At 63.1% G+C, this 18,365-nt stretch carries 15 protein-coding genes; 6 read left to right on the forward strand and 9 right to left on the reverse strand.

Annotated elements, in window-relative coordinates; translation table 11 throughout:
- Positions 1–97 precede the first annotated feature (97 nt).
- A complete protein-coding gene (gene gabT / locus ABHM97_RS14115; protein ID WP_349471191.1) occupies positions 98–1,453 on the reverse strand; it encodes a 4-aminobutyrate--2-oxoglutarate transaminase in 1,356 nt (451 codons plus the stop codon).
- 56 nt (positions 1,454–1,509) lie between these two features.
- Complete coding sequence (locus ABHM97_RS14120) at positions 1,510–2,940, reverse strand: gamma-aminobutyraldehyde dehydrogenase (RefSeq protein ID WP_349471192.1); 1,431 nt, start codon at positions 2,938–2,940, stop codon at positions 1,510–1,512.
- A gap of 143 nt (positions 2,941–3,083) precedes the next feature.
- Here ABHM97_RS14120 and ABHM97_RS14125 point away from each other — a divergent pair, with 143 nt between their 5' ends.
- From ABHM97_RS14125 to ABHM97_RS14135, 3 genes are all read left to right on the forward strand, one after another.
- Positions 3,084–4,526, forward strand: a complete 1,443-nt coding sequence (locus tag ABHM97_RS14125; protein ID WP_235517221.1) for a PucR family transcriptional regulator — start codon at positions 3,084–3,086, stop codon at positions 4,524–4,526.
- 67 nt (positions 4,527–4,593) lie between these two features.
- Positions 4,594–5,892: an MFS transporter gene (locus ABHM97_RS14130; protein ID WP_349471193.1), complete on the forward strand. Its 1,299-nt coding sequence runs from the start codon at positions 4,594–4,596 to the stop codon at positions 5,890–5,892.
- On the forward strand, positions 5,889–6,569 hold the full coding sequence (locus ABHM97_RS14135) for a FadR/GntR family transcriptional regulator (protein WP_235517223.1): 681 nt from the start codon (positions 5,889–5,891) through the stop codon (positions 6,567–6,569). Before ABHM97_RS14130 ends, ABHM97_RS14135 begins: the two co-directional genes overlap by 4 nt.
- Before the next feature lie 3 nt (positions 6,570–6,572).
- Here ABHM97_RS14135 and ABHM97_RS14140 read toward each other — a convergent pair whose 3' ends face one another.
- The 6 genes from ABHM97_RS14140 to ABHM97_RS14165 form a co-directional block, all read right to left on the reverse strand.
- A complete protein-coding gene (locus ABHM97_RS14140) occupies positions 6,573–7,937 on the reverse strand; it encodes an MBL fold metallo-hydrolase (protein ID WP_349471194.1) in 1,365 nt (454 codons plus the stop codon).
- Between the two features lie 81 nt (positions 7,938–8,018).
- Positions 8,019–9,485 (reverse strand): FAD-dependent oxidoreductase, encoded by a 1,467-nt coding sequence (locus ABHM97_RS14145; protein ID WP_235517225.1) that lies wholly within the window; start codon positions 9,483–9,485, stop codon positions 8,019–8,021.
- A gap of 20 nt (positions 9,486–9,505) precedes the next feature.
- A complete protein-coding gene (gene cobA, locus ABHM97_RS14150; protein WP_349471195.1) occupies positions 9,506–10,783 on the reverse strand; it encodes a uroporphyrinogen-III C-methyltransferase in 1,278 nt (425 codons plus the stop codon).
- A gap of 90 nt (positions 10,784–10,873) precedes the next feature.
- On the reverse strand, positions 10,874–11,692 hold the full coding sequence (locus ABHM97_RS14155) for a DNA alkylation repair protein (protein ID WP_349471196.1): 819 nt from the start codon (positions 11,690–11,692) through the stop codon (positions 10,874–10,876).
- A 15-nt stretch (positions 11,693–11,707) separates the two neighbouring features.
- The gene (locus tag ABHM97_RS14160) at positions 11,708–12,619 is read right to left on the reverse strand and encodes a glutaminase (protein WP_235517228.1); all 912 of its coding nucleotides are present in this window, start codon (positions 12,617–12,619) and stop codon (positions 11,708–11,710) included.
- Positions 12,620–12,754: 135 nt separating this feature from the next.
- Positions 12,755–13,798, reverse strand: coding sequence for an LLM class flavin-dependent oxidoreductase (locus ABHM97_RS14165; RefSeq protein ID WP_349471197.1), 1,044 nt, complete (start codon positions 13,796–13,798; stop codon positions 12,755–12,757).
- Between the two features lie 158 nt (positions 13,799–13,956).
- On the opposite strand from ABHM97_RS14165, the gene ABHM97_RS14170 reads away from it, so the two are divergent.
- Complete coding sequence (locus ABHM97_RS14170) at positions 13,957–15,879, forward strand: hypothetical protein (RefSeq protein ID WP_349471198.1); 1,923 nt, start codon at positions 13,957–13,959, stop codon at positions 15,877–15,879.
- Between the two features lie 131 nt (positions 15,880–16,010).
- A complete protein-coding gene (locus tag ABHM97_RS14175) occupies positions 16,011–16,430 on the forward strand; it encodes a hypothetical protein (RefSeq protein WP_235517231.1) in 420 nt (139 codons plus the stop codon).
- 50 nt (positions 16,431–16,480) lie between these two features.
- Here the strand turns inward: ABHM97_RS14175 and ABHM97_RS14180 are convergent, their stop codons facing one another.
- Positions 16,481–17,038 (reverse strand): dihydrofolate reductase family protein, encoded by a 558-nt coding sequence (locus ABHM97_RS14180; protein WP_349471199.1) that lies wholly within the window; start codon positions 17,036–17,038, stop codon positions 16,481–16,483.
- Between the two features lie 703 nt (positions 17,039–17,741).
- Between ABHM97_RS14180 and ABHM97_RS14185 the strand changes: the two genes are divergently transcribed.
- Entirely contained in the window at positions 17,742–18,362 is a 621-nt protein-coding gene (locus ABHM97_RS14185; protein ID WP_349471200.1) for a DUF305 domain-containing protein, read from the forward strand.
- Positions 18,363–18,365: the final 3 nt, after the last annotated feature.

Here is an 18,365-nt window from a genome sequence, read left to right on the forward strand (position 1 = left end):
CGCGCGGTTCCCACGAACTCGGTCCTTGGTGGAAACGCAAAAGAGGCGGGCCGGGGAAGTAAAACCCCGGCCCGCCTCTTGCGCTGGAAAACAGCCCTTACGCGTGGGCCTTGATGGCTGCGGCGAGGACCTCCAGGCCGTCCAGCAGCAGCTCGTCGCTGATGACCAGCGGCGGGAGCAGGCGGATGACGTTGCCGTAGGTGCCGCAGGTCAGGATGACGACGCCTTCCTGGAGGCAAGCAGCCGCAACGGCCTTGGTGAGCTCGGGGTTCGGTTCCTTGGAGCCGGCCTGGACCAGTTCGATGGCCAGCATTGCACCGCGGCCACGGACATCGCCAACCACGGACACTTCGGCGGCCAGTTCGCGGAGCTTGCCCAGGGCCAGCTCTTCGATGTGGCGGGCGCGTCCGTTGAGGTCGTGCTGCTCCATGGTGTCGATGGCTGCCAGAGCTGCTGCACAAGCAACCGGGTTGCCGCCGTAGGTGCCGCCGAGGCCGCCCGGGTGAACGGCGTCGAGCAGGTCCGCGCGGCCGGTGATGGCCGAGAGCGGAAGGCCGCCGGCGATGCCCTTGGCCATGGTGATGATGTCCGGGACAACACCTTCGTGGTCAACGGCGAACCATTCGCCCGTGCGGCAGAAGCCGGACTGGACCTCGTCAGCGATGAACACGATGCCCTTTTCCTTGGCCCATGCGGACAGTGCCGGCAGGAAGCCTTCGGCCGGAACAATGAAGCCACCTTCACCCTGGATGGGCTCGATGATGATCGCGGCAACCTGGTCGCCACCGATCTGCTTCTCGATCATGGTGATGGCACGCTTGGCGGCCTCGGCACCGGTGATCTCCGGGTTCTCTTCACGGAACGGGTAGCTCATGGGCATGCGGTAGACCTCGGGCGCGAACGGGCCGAAGTTGGTCTTGTACGGCATGGCCTTGGCAGTCAGTGCCATGGTCAGGTTGGTGCGGCCGTGGTAGGCGTGGTCGAAAGCAACCACAGCGTCGCGGCCGGTGGCCAGACGTGCAACCTTGACGGCGTTCTCCACAGCTTCAGCGCCGGAGTTGAACAGGACGGTGCGCTTGGCGTGGTCGCCCGGGGTGAGGCGGTTGAGCTGCTCGGCAACTGCAACGTAACCCTCGTACGGGGTCACCATGAAGCAGGTGTGCGTGAAGTGTGCGGCAGCTTCCTGGACGGCGGCGACGACGGCGGGATCTGACGCGCCGACGCTGGTCACGGCGATGCCGGAGCCGAGGTCGATGAAGGAGTTGCCGTCGACGTCGCGGATGATGCCGCCGTCGGCGTCTTCAACGTAGACGGGAACGCCTGAAGCAACGCCAGCAGCAACGACGGCGGCGCGACGCTCGGCAAGTGCCTGCGACTTGGGGCCGGGGAAAGTGCCGTTGATGTTGCGCTTCTGCTCGATGCGGTACGAGAGCTCGTTCGCGGTGGTGGTCATGGGTTTGCCTTTCTGGGAAATTCGTACGGGTGGGGCGGACGCGCTACGCGGCTGTGTCATGCATCCAATGCAGACATCACGTGCTTGATGCGCGTGTAGTCCTCCACGCCGTACATGGAGAGGTCCTTGCCGTAGCCGGACTGCTTGAAGCCACCGTGCGGCATCTCTGCCGTGAGGAGGATGTGGGTGTTGATCCAGACTGCACCGAAGTCCAGGTCGCGGCTCATGCGCATGGCCGTGCCGTGGTCGGTGGTCCAGACGCTGGAAGCCAGGGCGTACTCGACGTCGTTGGCCATTTCAATTGCTTCTTCTTCGGTGCTGAACTTCTGGACGGTGATGACCGGTCCGAAGGTTTCCTTCTGCACGATGTCGTCGCTCTGCTTGGCGCCGGAGATGATGGTGGGCTCGAAGAAGAAGCCCTTCTCGCCTGCACGGTGGCCACCGGTTTCGATCTTGCAGTTCTCCGGGAGGTGCTCCACCACGGAGGTCACGGCGTTGAAGTGGTTCACGTTGTTGAGCGGGCCGAAGTAGTTGTCTTCGTCGTTCTGCGAGCCGGTGTGCAGGGTCTTGGTGTGCTCCACCATGGCTGCCACAACGTCGTCGTGGACCGAGTTCTCGATCAGCACGCGGGTGATGGCGGTGCAGTCCTGGCCGGCGTTGAAGAAAGCGAACTCGGCGATGGCCGCTGCGCTCTTCTTGATGTCGGCATCCTTGAAGACGATGGCCGGGGCCTTGCCGCCAAGTTCCAGATGAGCACGCTTGAGGCCCTTGGCTGCGCCGCTGGCGACGGCGATGCCGGCGCGGACGGAACCGGTGATGGACACCAGGCCGGGGACCTTGTGGTCAACCATCATGGCGCCGGTCTCACCGGTGCCGAGGACGACGTTGAGGACGCCGGCAGGGAAGATCTCGCCTGCGAGGCGGGCCAGCACCAGGGTGGATTCCGGCGTGGTGTCGGAGGGCTTGAGGACCACCGTGTTTCCGGCGGCAAGTGCGGGGCCGATCTTCCAGATGGCCATCAGGAACGGGTAGTTCCAGGGCGCAACCTGGGCCACGACGCCGATGGGTTCGCGGCGCACGTAGGAAGTGTGGCCTTCGAAGTACTCGCCCGCGGACTTGCCTTCCATGATGCGTGCAGCACCGGCGAAGAAGCGGAGCTGGTCTGCGCCTGCCGCGATTTCCTCGGAGGCGATCAGGGAGCGGACCTGGCCGGTGTTGCGGTGCTGCGCTTCGACGAGTTCGTCGCTGTGTGCCTCTACTGCGTCCGCGAGCTTGAGGAGCATGAGCTGGCGCTGGCCCGGGGTGGCCTTCTTCCAGGACTTGAACGCTTCGTTGGCTGCGGTCATGGCGGCGTCCACGTCGGCCTGGACCGAAATGGGCGACTTGGCAACGATGTCGCCGGTGGCAGGATTGACGATGTCCAGGAGACCCGTACCTGCCGGCGTAACGAATTCGCCATTGATGAAGTTCTGCAAGGTTTGAACCACGGCGTGCAACCCTCTTTCGCTGTCTGGGCATGGATTTAGCTGATCAGAGCCTATGCCAGGCAGGGGGTCCAAGGAATAGTCAGCTGCACACAGACGAACCCTCCCCTTAGTGCGCTTGCCCAGCGCCGGGTTACCCTTAAACCATGGCAATGTCCCTCGCTTCGCTCGTCGCTGTCCCCTCCCTCAAACTCCGCCAGGCGGGCCTCGCAGAGACCACGATTAACCAGGACATCAGCTGGGTCGCGGTAACGGAGCTCGAGGATCCACAGCGCTTCCTGAGCGGTGGCGAGCTGGTCCTCACCACGGGATTGCGCCTCAAGAGCGCCGCGGACCAACGTCGTTTCGTCCGGCAGGCCCAACGCGCCGGTGCCGTCGGGATCGGTTTCGGCATCGGCCTGACCCACGAGTCCGTTCCGGAGGCCCTGGTCGCAGAGGCCAACCGTTGGGGTCTGCCACTGGTGGAGGTGCCCTACGAGATCCCGTTCATAGCCATCGGCAAACTCGTGGCCGAGTCGCACTCCGCCGACCACTATGCCAACCTCGAACGCCTCCTGGCCGGGCACCAGATCCTGGCCCGCTCGCTCCTCACCGGAGGCGGGCTCAACGAACTCCTCAAACAGTTGGGCAGCATGCTCCGCACCGATGTTGTGCTCACCCAGTTCAGTGCCCAGCTTTACAACAGCGTGGTTGGGAAACCGGCGCCGACGGCGGATGGCTGGGCGTCGTACCCGATTCCCACCGGCCGCAGGGACGCCTGCACGCTGTGGTTGCGGCAGCCTTTCGTGGACTCCGGGATTGTGAGTTACGCGCAGAACCTGATCAGCGTGGAACTCAACAACATGGTCAAGCAGCGGCAGTCGCAGCGGGCCATGGCGGGTCAAGTGCTGGACGACGTCATTCACGGCACCTTGGAAACCATTGAAGCTGCCCGCCGCTTGGCCGGGGTAGGCATCAACAGCACACGGAAGAATGTGGTGTTGGTTGCCGAGTCCACGGCGCACCACAAACAACTGGTCAGCATCTCGCTCCCCCAAGCGCTGGAAGCCGGCGTCAGCGCCGTCGTCGGGAAGGACCTGGTCACGGTCATCAGCGACGACGGCAGCTCGGCCACCGCCCTGGCCAAGAGCCTCAGCGATCACCTGCAGGAAGCCGGCATCCACGCAGTGATTGGAATCGGTGGCGCCTACACGAAGCCGAACGGCTTGCGCTGGAGCTACTTTGAGGCGCGCGACGCCGTGGCGCACGGCTTGCCGGTCAACGAGCCGGAACGGCTGAGCCTGACGTCCTTGTTGCTCGCCAGCGAGGATGTGCCCCTGGCCGATATGGCGAGCGAATCGCTGACTCCCCTCCGTAAGTTCGATGCCGCCCACGGAGCCGAGCTGGTGGCCACGTTGGAAAGCTACCTCAACCACAACGGCTCGGTCGCAGCCGTCGCCGAAGCCCTGACGCTGCACCGGAACACCGTCCGCTACCGGCTGGCCCAGATCACTGAACTCACCGGCTACGACCCCTCCCAGACGCAGGATCGCGTGCAGTTGTGGCTGGCGTTGGCCGTCCAGCGTCTGGGCTCGCGGAACCCCAGGTAGGCACCCAGGGCGGAGAGGTTCGCCACAGAAGTGTGGACATTAGACGTCAAACGTCTAACCTTTAGTTATGGCTGCGACGACCCCTTTGACTCCCACGACAGGAAACATCCCTACGACCTGCCCCGCTGACGCTGCTGGTTCGGCGAGTTCGGCGAGTTCGGCGAGCCAGGCAGTTCCAAAGACGCGCGTCGTCGCCGTCGTCGGCATTATCGCCGTGGTGCTCATCGGCCTGAACCTTCGCGCCGGTATTACCAGCGCCGCCGCCTTGTTCCACGATCTCCAGCAGGTCCTGGGGTACGGCGCACTGGTGGCGTCCATCCTGCCGTCCATCCCGTTGCTCTGCTTCGCTGTCGCCGGAATGGGAACTTCATGGCTGACGCGCCGCGTAGGAGTCGAGAAGGCCATCGCCATCGCATTGGCACTGCTCGCCGCTGGCTTGCTGGTGCGGGGTATTCCCGCGACCGGGGCCCTGCTGGGTGGAACGGTGCTGGCAATGTCCGGCCTGGCCGTCTGCAACGTGGCCATGCCGTCGTTCATCCGGGAGCACTACTCCGAGCGCACCTCCATGATGACCGGCCTCTACACCTTCACCATGTCAGGCGGGGCCACCTTCGCCGCAGCGGTCAGCGTCCCCCTGTCCCAACAGCTCGGCTCTCCCTCGATGGGCCTGGCCGCTTGGGGCCTGCTTGGCGTTGCCGCGCTCCTGGGCTTCCTGCCCATGGTCCTGCACACGCACCGCAACAGCACCAGGACCGAGCGCGCCCGCGTCTCCATGTGGCCGCTCCTGCGCACCCGCCTCGGCATCCTGATCACCGCGATCTTCACGTTCCAGGCCTTCCTTGCCTACGCCGTGATGAGCTGGTTCGCCTACATCCTGACCTCACAGGGCCTCAGCGCTTCCGAAAGCGGCCTGCAGTTCGGCGTCATGCAGCTCGTCTCCGTCGCTGCTGGCATGATCCTGCTCGCGTTCGGCTCCCGGCCGGGCATGCTGCGCCCGGCGCTGTACCTCGCCAGCAGCTCCACGCTGTTGGCCATCGCCGCCATGATCTGGTTGCCCACATCCCTGGCAGTCGTGCCGGCTGTGCTGTTCGGTTTCGGCTTGGGCATCTTCCCGTTGGTCCTGGTGATCATCAGCCGCAGCGGACGTTCGACGGCGGAAACCACCGCCCTCTCCACCATCGCCCAATCGCTGGGATACTTGATTGCGGCAGTTGGCCCCTTTGGCATGGGACTCCTCCACAGCGCCACCGGCGGCTGGGTGCTGCCCCTGAGCCTGCTGTCGATCGTGGCAGTGGCACTCATGGTTACCTGCCACATGCTCACCAGCAAGCGCACTGCCACCAAGACCGGACCGAGGACAGCATGACCCTGACCCCTTCGCATCGCCCAGCCTTGGCCGAGGAAATCACGGCCAAGCTGCGGGACATGATCAAGTCCGGAGAGTGGCCCCTGCAGGAACGCATTCCTGCAGAACCGGAGCTGATGGCCTCGCTGGGCGTTTCCCGCGGCACCCTTCGGGAAGCCATCAAAGCCCTGGCGCACTCCGGGATGCTGGAAGTCCGTCGCGGCGACGGCACGTACGTCCGGGCCAACAGCGAGATGTCCGGCGCCGCCCAGCGCATGTACCTGGAGCACACACAAGAGCACATTGTGGAGGTCCGGCTCGGCCTGGACACGCAGGCAGCCCGTTTGGCCACGAAGCATGCCACACCGGAGGACATCGCAGAGATGCGCCGCCTCCTCGCCCGTCGTCACGATGCGTGGCTCGCCGAAGACTACCCCGCGTGGGCCTCAGCCGACTGGGAATTCCACGAACGTGTGGCCGTGGCCTCCGGAAACCCCCTGCTTCACCAGTTGTACGTCTCGTTCGGCGGTGTCTTCCATAACGACCTCCTCCGCCAGCAGCGCAAGGGCGGCTTCAATGGCATTCCCCGCGAAGGGCATGACGAGTTGGTGGATGCGCTGGAAGCCCACGATCCCGACGCTGCGGTGAGCAGTGTGTATCGGAACCTGGACTTCTGCGCTGACCAGGCCCAGCCGTAAGTCTTAAGGCACCGTTTCGATTCCCGCCCCGGCCGCGTCCTTGAACCTGGCATCAATCAGCACCACGTTCCGGCCCGCCCGGTCCAACAGGCTGGCCGCAATACTCGCGCGGTAACCCGTGGCGCAGTGCACCCAGGTCCTCGCCTCTGGCAGCTCCGCCATCCTCCCGAGCAGCTCATACACAGGCATGTTGAGCGCTCCACCCACGTGCGATGCTTCGAATTCCTCCGGCCTTCGAACGTCCAATACGACGTCGTGGGGCGCCCGTTCTTTGGCCAGGAGGCTCCAGTCACCGTGGGGGTAGGAGGTTCGCTGAGAGTCAGGCGCCAAAGCGCCCGGTTCAGGCCCGACGGCGGTATCCGGACTTTCGATGCCGATCCTCTCCAGATCACGGATCGCCTGTTCCACCTCGTCCGCCGGCCCCAGCAAAGTGAGCGGCTGGTTCCACGGGATCACCCAGCCGATGTAGCTGGTGAAATTGTCCCCGCGACCGTATTCGAAGCTCACGCTGCCCTGAAGATGGTTGTCCGCGAAGGCCACCCGATGCCTGAGGTCTACTACCCACTCCCCTGCCTTGAGGCGCCGCCCCAGCTCTTCGGCGTCCACGGACTCCGGCACATCCAATGACGCAGGCCCAACCCCGGCAGCATTGAGTGGGCTCATGTGGGTGTAATAGGACGGGTAGGCCGTGATGTTCGCCAACAGCTCTGCGACGAAGTGGTCCTCATTGGCGTCGGTCAGCGCGTGGTTGGACGCTGTTTGCTCGGAGATGGTGGACGTTTCCTGGTGGCTGGCGGGCCCTATGGAACAAAACGATCCGAAGCCGTGTGTCGGGTACAACGCCGCGTCGGGGCTGGTTTGGGAGGCCAGGCGCCGGACCGATGCGTACTGCTCATGCGCCAGCGCAGCGGTGTCGTGGGGCGAGACCAGGTCCGTCCGTCCAACTGAACCGTAGAGCAGGCTGCCGCCGGAAAACACGGCCTCCGTGCCGCCGTCATGCGTTTCATCCCGCACCACGTACGAAAGGTGCGTGTGGGTGTGGCCCGGGGTCGCCACGACCCTTACCGACAAACGGCCAATGTGCAGGACCTGGCCGTCGGTGACCGGGACGCGGGAGAATGAGACGTGGTCATCGGCGTTTACCAGGTAGTCAGCGCCGTGTTTCAAAGCCAGGACCAACCCGCCGGTGACGTAGTCGTTGTGGAGGTGGGTTTCGGCCACATGCGTGATCCGCACGCCCGCAGCTGTGGCGGCGGCTTCCACCCGGTCAATGTCCCGTTGGGGGTCGATCACCAACGCCACGGTGCCATCATGCACCAGGTAGCTCCGGTCCCCCAGCTGGGGTGTCTCGATGACCACGACGTCCATACCCCACCATAAAACAACGCGGGGTCACTTAGGGCCCATCCGGAAGCCCCGGACCGGCCCTAAGTGACCCCGCGTTGTTCTTTAGACGTCTACGGAAACGCCGTCGCGGGAGATGTTGACCATGTCCTCGCGCGGCACAACCTTGATGCGCTCACGCTTGACCTCAACACCGTGCGAACCGCCGGCTTCGGTAGCCGCGGCGCCGAGGGCGAGCTCGTGCGCGTCGAGCGCAAGCCAGCCTTCCCAGCTGGTGAACTTCACGCCGCGGGCGTCGAGCAGTTCCACGACGGCGTCTGCCGCAGGAACCTCGGCGACCGGCAGGTTTTCGCGGTCCTCCAGCAAATAGGTGACGGTTTCCAGGGCATCGCCCTTGGTGTGGCCGATGAGGCCAACCGGACCGCGCTTGATCCAACCCGTAGCGTAAAGGCCCGGGACGTGCTGGCCGTCGGCGTCCAGGACACGACCGCCGTCATTCGTGATCACGCCCTTCTTGTGGTCGAACTCGACGTCCGGCAGTGCGGAACCGAAGTAGCCGATGGCGCGGTAGACGGCCTGGACGGGGTAGTCGATGAACTCGCCGGTGCCGCGGGCGTTACCCGTGCCGTCCAGCTCGGTGCGCTCGAACTTGATACCGGCAACCTTGCCCGGAGTTTCGGTGGAGTCAACAATCTCAACCGGGCTGTGCAGGAAGTGCAGGTGCAGGCGACGGGATGCCGTGAGCTCGGAAAGGTCCTCGGGCTGCTCGGCGATCCAGTTGGTGAGTGTGCCAACCATGGTCTTGATCTGGTTGTTGCTCTGGATCTGGCGGTCGGACTCTTCGTCGAATTCGAAGTCCTCGGCGTAGAGAATGATGTCCACGTCCTTGGAGTGCGAGAGTTCGCGCAGTTCCAGAGGGGTGAACTTCACCTGCGCCGGACCGCGGCGGCCGAAGACGTGCACGTCGGTGACCGGGGAGGCCTTCAGGCCGGCGTAAACGTTGTCCGGGATTTCGGTGACCAGCAGGTCATCGGCGTGCTTGGACAGGACACGGGCCACGTCCAGGGCCACGTTGCCGTTGCCCAGGACGGCGATTTCCTTGGCTTCCAGCGGCCATTCGCGGGGAACGTCCGGGTGTCCGTCGAACCAGGACACGAAGTCGGCGCCGCCGAAGGAGCCCTCGAGTTCGATGCCCGGAATGTTGAGGTCGGCGTCCTTGATGGCGCCGGTGGCGAAGATGATGGCGTCGTAGTGCTTGCGGAGGTCCTCGATGGAGATGTCCGTGCCGTAGTCCACGTTGCCGAAGAAACGGATGTCGCCGCGGTCCAGCACCTTGTGCAGGGCGTTCACGATGCCCTTGATGCGGGGGTGGTCCGGTGCGACGCCGTAGCGGATCAGGCCGTACGGTGCCGGGTAGCGGTCAAAGAGGTCGATGCTGACGGTGAGTTCGCCGCTCTTGACAGCTTCGCTCTTGGTCAGGATGTCCGCTGCGTACACGCCGGCCGGGCCGGAACCGATAACGGCGACGCGGAGCGGACGGTCCGCAGAACCTACGGGGGTGCTAATTGACACGGCTGTGTTCCTTCTTCTTCTCAGTTACTGCGGACGCGGGGACGGTTGGGGGTGATGGTGCTGTAGTCAGCGGTCTTGAAATGCTGCGGCGCAAAGGGGCTGACACGGACCACATCGCCGATCACGATGACTGCCGGGTTGGCCACGCCAACGGCTTCCGCCTGGTCCGCGATGGTACCCAAGGTGCCGATGGTGACGCGCTGATCCGGCAAATACCCGTTCTCTACGATACCTACTGGCGTGTCCAAAGGCAGACCCGAGCCTGCCAGGGCAGCCGCGGAATCGCGCAATTGTGCTACTCCCATGAGCAACACCACAGTGTGGTCAGGGCGTGCGGGGACTTCGGACAGCTCTTCGTGGCCGGTCACCACGCTGAAGCCTTTGGCCAGTCCGCGGTGCGTGACAGGAATGCCCGCTGCGGCCGGGACCGAGATGGCCGACGTCACGCCGGACACCACTTCAACCTCGACGCCGTTCTGCCGGCAGAATTCTGCTTCCTCGCCACCTCGGCCCAGCACGTAGGGGTCACCGCCTTTAAGACGGACCACTCGGTTGCCCTTGAGGGCTTCCTCAACGAGGATGCGGTTGATCTCAAGCTGCGGGACGGGATGGTGGCCGGGTGTCTTGCCGACCTCAATCACACGGACATCCGGCGCGAGTTCGTTCAGCAGCTCGCGTGGGCCAAGACGGTCGGCAACCACGACGTCGGCCTGGCCCAGGAGGCGCCGACCACGGACTGTGATGAGGCCGGAGTCGCCGGGACCGCCGCCCACCAGGGCGACGGAGCCAACCGGAGCCGTGCCGGAGGCGTCCGGTTTGCGGTGGCGGCGCAACGGAAGGTCACCTGTTTCCAGGGCAGTGGCAACGGCATTTCGAAGAGCCATGGCGCGGCGCGGGTCTCCCCCGGCGTTGATGGCGATCTTGACGTCCTCCACCACGGCTACGGCCGGTGTCCACGCGGCTGAAGCTTCATGATCCAAGGCGTTGACGCACCAGATGCGCTGCGCCTCGGCGTCGGCGGCTACCTGGGTGTCCACAGCGGAAGTGCCGGTTGCAGTCTGGACGAACCAGACGCCGTCGAGGTCTGCCGTGCGGTACTCGCGCTGCTCCAAGGTGAGCAGCCCTGAAGCGGCCAGGCCGTGAAGGTTTTCGGTGGCAACGGGGGCGACGACGGTGACTTTCGCACCGGCGTCGAGCAGTCCCTTGGCGCGGCGCTCAGCCACGGGTCCGCCGCCCACCACCAGCACCGGGCGCCCGAGCAGCCGCAGCGCGGTGGGGTAAATGTCCTGTATTGCCATGAAAAAACTGTAGGGCGGGCTCGTAATATGCTTCAAAGGCTCGGAAACACCCGGTAACGCTGGGTAATCCGGCGTCACATATCTACCGCTCTAGTTCGGAAAAACCCTGTCCTTCAGGGTCAGGTAATAGGCCCGTTGCTCCTTGCCGAGGTGCTCGATCGCGTAACGAAGCGTGGTCCGCGGCATGGTGGCTGCGTGCTCGTCTAGGAAAGCCAGAAGACGTTCGCGGCTGCTCCGACCCGCGTCACGGATCCATCCGCCCACGGCTTTCTGGATCAGGTCCTCCGGGTCGTGCAGCAGGACCTCGGCGATGGCGAACGTGTCATCCAGCTGGCCCTCGCGGATGAACGCGGACGTCGCTACGATTGCCGTCCTGCGCTCCCACATGTTCTCCGAGCGAGCCAGTTGGTAGAGCGGGTCACGAGGCTTGTCCAGCAGCCAGCCACCCACCACGCGTCCTGCCCCCAGGTCCACCAGGTCCCAGTTGTTGATTCGGTCATGCTTCCGCAAAAAGAGCTCGTAGAGGCGTTGGCGCCTTTCTTCCGTGGTCTTCTTTTTCTGCGTTTGCAGGGCCATGATTTTAACGGCGCCGGCGCGGGCCTCGTGGATATCCTGCTCCAGAAGCTGCTCGATGTCCTCCATTGACATGGCTGCGAACTCCTTCGCCAGGGTGAAAACCTCACCCATGCGCACGCCCATGAAGAAATCGCCCTCGGCATAGTCGCCCTTGCCGGTCTTGAAATACCGCTGGTATTTAGCTTGCTCCACGTCCGACTGACGGATTTTCAGGCGCTCCAAGAACGCGACGGCGGTGGGTTGGGTTCCCGGCGCCGGCGCCGCGGGCTTGCGGGCCTTTCCGTCTTTGGGCGCCTTTCCGTCTTTAGGGGCCTTTCCGTCCTTGGGCGTCATGCCTCCATCATGCGCCTAAAACACGGACCAGCCAGTGCGGGTGGTGAATTCGTCCAGTGCCGCTACTCCCGCAACCGAATTCCCGGACCTTCCCAAGCCGGGACTCCACACGCTGATGGAGCACTTGTTGGGAACCACGGCAACGATTCCGCCGCCCACCCCGCTCTTGCCTGGCAGTCCGACCCGGTAGGCGAACTCACCCGCGGCGTCGTAGGTTCCGCAAGTCAGCATGACGGCATTGATGCGCTTGGTCTGGGCTGGAGACAGCAGCAGGTTTCCGTCCGAGCCCAGGCCATTCGAGGCAAGGAAACGGGTGGCGAGCGCCAAGTCCTCGCAGGTCATGGCAAGCGCGCATTGCTTTGCGTACGAGTCCAGGACATCCTCGACTGGATTCTCCAGGTTTCCGCAGCTCGCAAGGAAGTGGGCCAAGGAAGCGTTGCGGTGGCTATTGGCCAGTTCCGAGCCGGCAACACGCTCATCGGTGTCGATACTTTCCTTGGTGGTTTCCTGCCGCATCAGGTCCCGCACGGCGTGCGCTGCATTGCCGGTCAGGCTCAGGAGCCGGTCCGTCACTACTATTGCACCGGCGTTGATGAAGGGGTTGCGGGGAATGCCTTCCTCGCTCTCCAGCTGAACCAAGGAGTTGAACGGATTGCCCGACGGTTCGCGGAAGACCCTCTTCCAGATGTGGTCACCGTCGGAAGCCAGCACAAGGGCGAGGGCGAACACTTTGGAGATGCTTTGAATGGAGAACTCCACGTGCGCATCACCCGCCGAGAAGACTTCACCGTCGCGGGTAACTACCGAGATCCCGAATTGATACGGGTCAACAGCACCGAGTTGGGGGATGTAGTCAGCCACATTTCCTTGGCCGATATGCGGTTGAACTGCTCCGACGATGTCGTCGAGGAGGTTCTGAATGTCCATGGGCAACCTTTGCTCTCTGCCTTGCCCCTTCGCCGTTGAAGGGGCAAGCACGTGCTGCTGCGCTGTTGGCGCAATTGGGCACAGCTAGCAAGAGTACCGGCCTTTCACTTTTCTGGCCCTCCACCCGCGGCCACGTTACACCGGCTTGTTGGCACTCCATCCGAACGCGGGGGCGATGTACCTGGCCACGTTGCCCAGCAGCTTGGCGTTGTAGTTGACGCCAAGCTGGTTGGGAACTGTGAGCAGGACCGTGTCGGCTGCTTGCACGGCTGCGTCCTTCGCCAGTTCGTCTGCCAATTGATCGGGCTCGCCGATGTAGCTCTTTCCGAAACGGGACAACGCGCCGTCGAGAATTCCTACTTGGTCCTGGCTGTCCGCTTGGGCGCGGAGGCCGAAATAGTGGTTGTCTTGGCTGTCGACGATCGGAATCACGCTTCGGCTAACGGAGATCCGTGGCTCAAAGTCGTGCCCGGCGGCCGCCCAGGCTTCGCGGAAAAGGCTGATCTGCTCGGCCTGCAGTTCATCGAAGGGAACACCTGTGTCCTCGGTAAGGAGGGTGGAACTCATGAGGTTCATCCCCTGCTCAGCCGCCCAGACAGCGGTCTTCCGGGTTCCTGCACCCCACCAGATCCGCTGCGGAAGGCCGGGTGACTGGGGCTGGATGGGAAGCAGACCTGTGGCCCCGCCAGCGTACTGTGGGTCCGCTTCGGCCACGCCGTGCCCGGTGATTGCTTTCCGGAACAGGGCAGTGTGGCGGCGGGCCATGTCACCACCGTCCTCGCCGTCTCCGGGAACGTAGCCGAAGTTCGCTGCACCGTTCCGCGCGGGTTCCGGTGAACCACGGCTCACGCCGAGTTGCAGCCTGCCGTCACTGATGAGGTCTGTGGCTGCTGCCTCCTCAGCCATGTAGAGCGGGTTTTCGTAGCGCATGTCGATGACGCCGGTGCCCATCTCGATCCGGCTGGTCCGCGCCGCAATAGCGCTCAGCAGTGGAAAGGGCGATGCTTGCTGCCTCGCGAAGTGGTGCACCCGGAAAAGGGCTCCGTCGATGCCCAGTTCCTCAGCGGCCACAGCGAGTTCAATGCCCTGTTTCAGGGCTTCCCCAGCCGTTGGCACGAGGGAACCCGGGACGCGGGCCCAGTGTCCGAAGGAGAGGAAACCGATCCGTTTGTTGTGCATGTTCGGAACAACTCTTCACGGTCCGGGGAAATTCCACTGGCACGGTGCACGCGCCCTCATGGTCCCGAGTCCGTCACTTCGCGTTACCTGTGCAAATAGATCCGCGGGATTAGGTAGAGTAGGCGTCGGGGATGCTTTATCTATTCGATGGAGTTTTTATGGAATTCGATGCTCATGCTGCTGATCGCCTGATCGCCGCATGTCGGGACGCAGCGCGTACGTTGCAGGATCAACGTGGCGGACGGGAATCGGCCTCGACTGCTGCTCTCACGGAATTTCGGGGCGTGTTCGCAGACTGCTTCCGGGAAAACGTTGCCTCTGAAAGGGCGGCCCGGTCCGAGCTGGTCCATATGTTGGAAGATGTTGCCCGTCAAGTCCAGGACGCGAAGAGCGCGGCCGAGGTTGAGCAGCGTCGCTTGGACGACATGACCGAGTGGGCGCTGGCCTCCGGCTGGGCCCGTGCTGGCGGCGGTTTTGGCGTGGATGTAGGGCCGCGCCCGTCGACGGCGGAGACTGACCGTCCGGTGGTGAGCGTGGAGACGGCCCGGCAAGGCTTGCGTGTCTGGGCGAGCGGAAGCACTGCTGGGGCGAGTTCCGCTGATCCGGACACCTTGGACTCAGCAGTGTCGACCTTCAGGATCCACGACGACTCAGACCGAGCTTCGGCTGACAAAGTCAGTGCAGCTGTGTCCGATTTCGAGGAGAAGTGCTCCTGGGTGCACTCTGACCTCCACGCTGTCCGTGGCGGGCTACGACGGTTCCTCGAAGACAACCATCAGGACGCGAGCCGGCTTTCCGACATCGCGTCGACGTTCCGCGCTGCCGGTGGCGGCGGGGACGTTGGCCAGGTGACGGTATCGAACGGCCTTCTTGTGCTTGCCACGGCACCGATGTCGTTGTCGGGCGCGGCGCTGCTGAGCTACTTGTCCAGTGCCACCGAGGCGGACGTGAAGGCGTTGGCCACAATGCCTGGATGGAAGCAGGCCCTGCAAGGCATCGAGCCATCGAAAATCGGGACTTGGTGGGCCGGAATGAACCCTCGGGCCGGCACCGTCATGGGCGTGCCCGGGTTTTCGCGGGTGCAGGAGTTGCTGTTGGCTGCTGCTCCGTCCGTGTTCGGCGCTTTGGACGGGATGCCCGCACTGGCCAGGGTCCGCGCGAACCAGTTGAACGCGCCAAGCGTGCTTCGCGCGGCAGAGAAAGACCTGGAAACAGCCCGGAAGTTGTCCGAGGTCGGGCAAAGCCACCACGACCCGAACCGAACAAAGATGCTGCAAAATGAGGTGGCATATCTTAAGCAGGTGGTAGCCGGGGAGGTACAGCTTTACCTCTATGACCGGGACCGGTCCAGGATTGTGGAAATGATCGGCACTCCGGGTTCCGACACACGGCACGTGATCACCTACGTCCCAGGAACCTTCACCGGGATGGACATCTTCTACGAAGGCGGGGTACAGCAGGTCTCGACATATCTCACTAGCAAAGTGCCGGGGACGGTGGCGTTCGTGTATAAGGATGGGCGGTTCCCCGGAGAGGAGGACACCGCCGGCGGTCCCAACATGGCGAGAATCGGTGAGGCGAACGATGAAAAACTCGCACGCACGTCCGGCCAGCAACTGGCATCGTTCGAGGCCGGGATGCGCACTGATCCCTACCTGAACGGTGCCGAACAAACCGGCATCGGGCACAGCTGGGGCCTGGCAAACCTCACCAGCTCCGAAGTCGCCGGGGCCCGATACGACAAGGTGGTCTCCCTCGCCGGGGCCGGCATGCTCCCGGACTGGAAACCACAGCCGACCACGGAATATTCGAACCTGTACTACTATGATCTGCTCGTCCAAGGTCAGGTAGTTCCCAACCTCATCACGAATAAAGGGCTGGTGTGGGATGGAAACAACCCGATCTATCGCGATGAGTTCGAACAGCACTACTACCGCGGCCCCGACGACGACAAAATCAACGGTGCGATCAACACCCTCGAAGAAGGGAACATCCTCATGGAAAATCACAACCTCATCGCCACCAACAGCGAGGACAACAAGCAAGTACTCAAAGACATGCGCGGAATTGTGGCTCGATGAGGGCGCGACACGGTGCCATGGCGTTGTTGCTATTGACGGGTTCGATCGGGCTCGCGGGTTGCGCCGGGCTACCCAACGCGGGTTCGACAGAGTTACCTGTGCCAACTGCGACCAAAACACAGGAGGAACCGATGAAAGCTGAACTGACCTGGCAGGAAGCTAAGACCCAGGCCCAAGCAATGGAACTGGAGCTTGCCGCTCTGATCCCAAAAGACGCTGTTATCTCGATCGATCAGAAGAAGAAGGGCATGCTTCTGTCTTGCAACAAAACCCAACACAACTGGAATGGTTCCACGACCATCACGGTTGCCGAAGGAACGAACATTGAGCCGATCGTGAAGGACATAGAAGCCCACTATCAGAGCGGCCTCTTTGGAGTCAGGAACAGGCTTGACATCAGGGGTTCCTATGAAGTCCAAATAATCGCTCGCAGCGGAGGCGGGGAGAACTATATTGTCGCCGAAGGCCTAGCCCCAAACCAGATTGACATCGATTCAGGTTCACCGTGCTTCACCTTGCCCGAGGGCATCTACCCCGGTGGGGATTTCTAAACCAGAGCTCATCAGGATGGTTCGGCGTTTTCACGTCGCATCTACAATCGTCAAGCAGCCTGGCGATAATGCGTGGCTACCGCGCCGTTACTGAGCGGCTCGGCCGAAATCAGCTCAAGATGCCGGGTGCTGGGCAGGCCGCCTTGGTACAGGGTGGGGCCGTGACCGGTGATCATGGGGTGGATGAGAAATTTGTACTCGTCGATCAAGCCCAGCCGGTCCAGCTCTGTTGCTAGTTTCCCGCTGCCGATAAGTACCCCCTTGGGAGTCCTGTCCTTGAGTTCCTGAACGGCCGTACCCAGTTCGCCGACCAGCCGATGGCTATTGGTCCAAGGGAAGTCGCTCCGCGTTGTGGAAACGACGTACTTGGGTTTCCCCTCCAAGGTAATCGCCCACTCACGAAGGGCTGGCGGCGCTTCGACCTCGCCCCGGGCCACCAAGGGCCAGTACTCCTCCATCATTTCGTAAGTGGTGCGTCCCCAGAGCATCGCACCGCTCTGATCCAGAAGGCGTGTGAAGTGGGCGTGGGTCTCATCATCTGCGATCCCCTCCCGGTGGTCGACGCAGCCATCCAGAGTGACGTTGATGCTGAACGTGAGAAGGCCCATTCGCCGATTCTAGGCCGTTGCCGGCGTTAGCGCAGCGGAATTGCCGCAGTAGTGTGCTTGTCCTTGCATTGCAAAGACCGATACCCTCCAGGGGTATAGTATTGCGAATGGACGCCAAGGAGGAGTGCGCGTGAGCGGGTCACCGTCGCGGGTTTCATCGCCCCTTCTCAGACGAGGATCACTCTTGATGCTCGTAGGTGCCATCATTGCGGGCTTGTTCGGAATGCATGTGATTGGCGGATCCCATGGGGAACATTCGGCCACGCCTATAGCCACTGAGACGATCACCCTTCAGTGGCAGGGAACTTCCCATCACGTGCACGACACTTCGAAACCCCTCCCTGCAGGTCATCCTGCGGAAGCCGAACAGTGCACGTCCGGAAGCTGTTCCTGCGCCGAGGCGCTAGGTGCCACCTGCACACCGTCGCTAAAAACCGGTTCCTTGGTTGCGCCTCTTCCAGCAAGCGCGGCTACCTGCAATCTCACTGCCACTGGGTACCAAGATCCATTGCCATCTTGGTCCTACCGACCAGACCAGCCCACGCCCGGGCAACTCAGCATCAGCAGGACGTAAGCACTGGTAGGGGCCGCCAACATGCGGGCCCTTCGCCACACCCCGGACCCCTATGGCTCCGGGTGCCCAACTGCTTACCCTTGGCGGCAGACGATGGTGCCGCCTGAATTGGCAAAGGACCAATCACTGATGAACAAAACACGCTACATTGTCACGGGAACTGCTGTGGCAACCCTGCTCGCACTGGCCGGCTGCGGATCCAATTCCGGCTCGGGCTCGATGCCGGGCATGGATCACGGCACCTCCAGTGCACCAGCAAACCCGTCGGCGGGCAGCACGGAGCCGGCCCATAACGCGGCGGACTCGATGTTCGCGCAGATGATGATTCCCCACCATGCCCAAGCCGTGGAAATGGCCGACACGATGCTGGCCAAGCAGGACATCCCGGCGGCCGTAACCGAGCTGGCAACCAGGATTAGGGCCGCACAGGCCCCCGAGATCGAAAAAATGACCGGCTGGCTTACAAGCTGGAATGAATCGGCCACCATGGCTGCCGGCGATCACAGCTCCCACAGCATGGACGGCATGATGAGTGACGACGACCTGCAAAAACTCGAAGCGGCACAAGGTACAGAAGCTGCCAAACTCTTCCTGACGCAAATGATCGCGCATCACGAAGGTGCCGTGACGATGGCCAAAACCGAAACCAACCAGGGTCAGAATCCTGAGGCCGTCCAGCTCAGCAAGGGTATCGTGGCCTCGCAGGAGAACGAGATCCAGGAAATGAAGGACCTCTTGGCTGGACTCTAGCTC

The organism is Paenarthrobacter sp. CAP02 (assembly GCF_040137855.1).
In the GTDB taxonomy this organism is placed as follows: Bacteria; Actinomycetota; Actinomycetes; order Actinomycetales; family Micrococcaceae; genus Arthrobacter.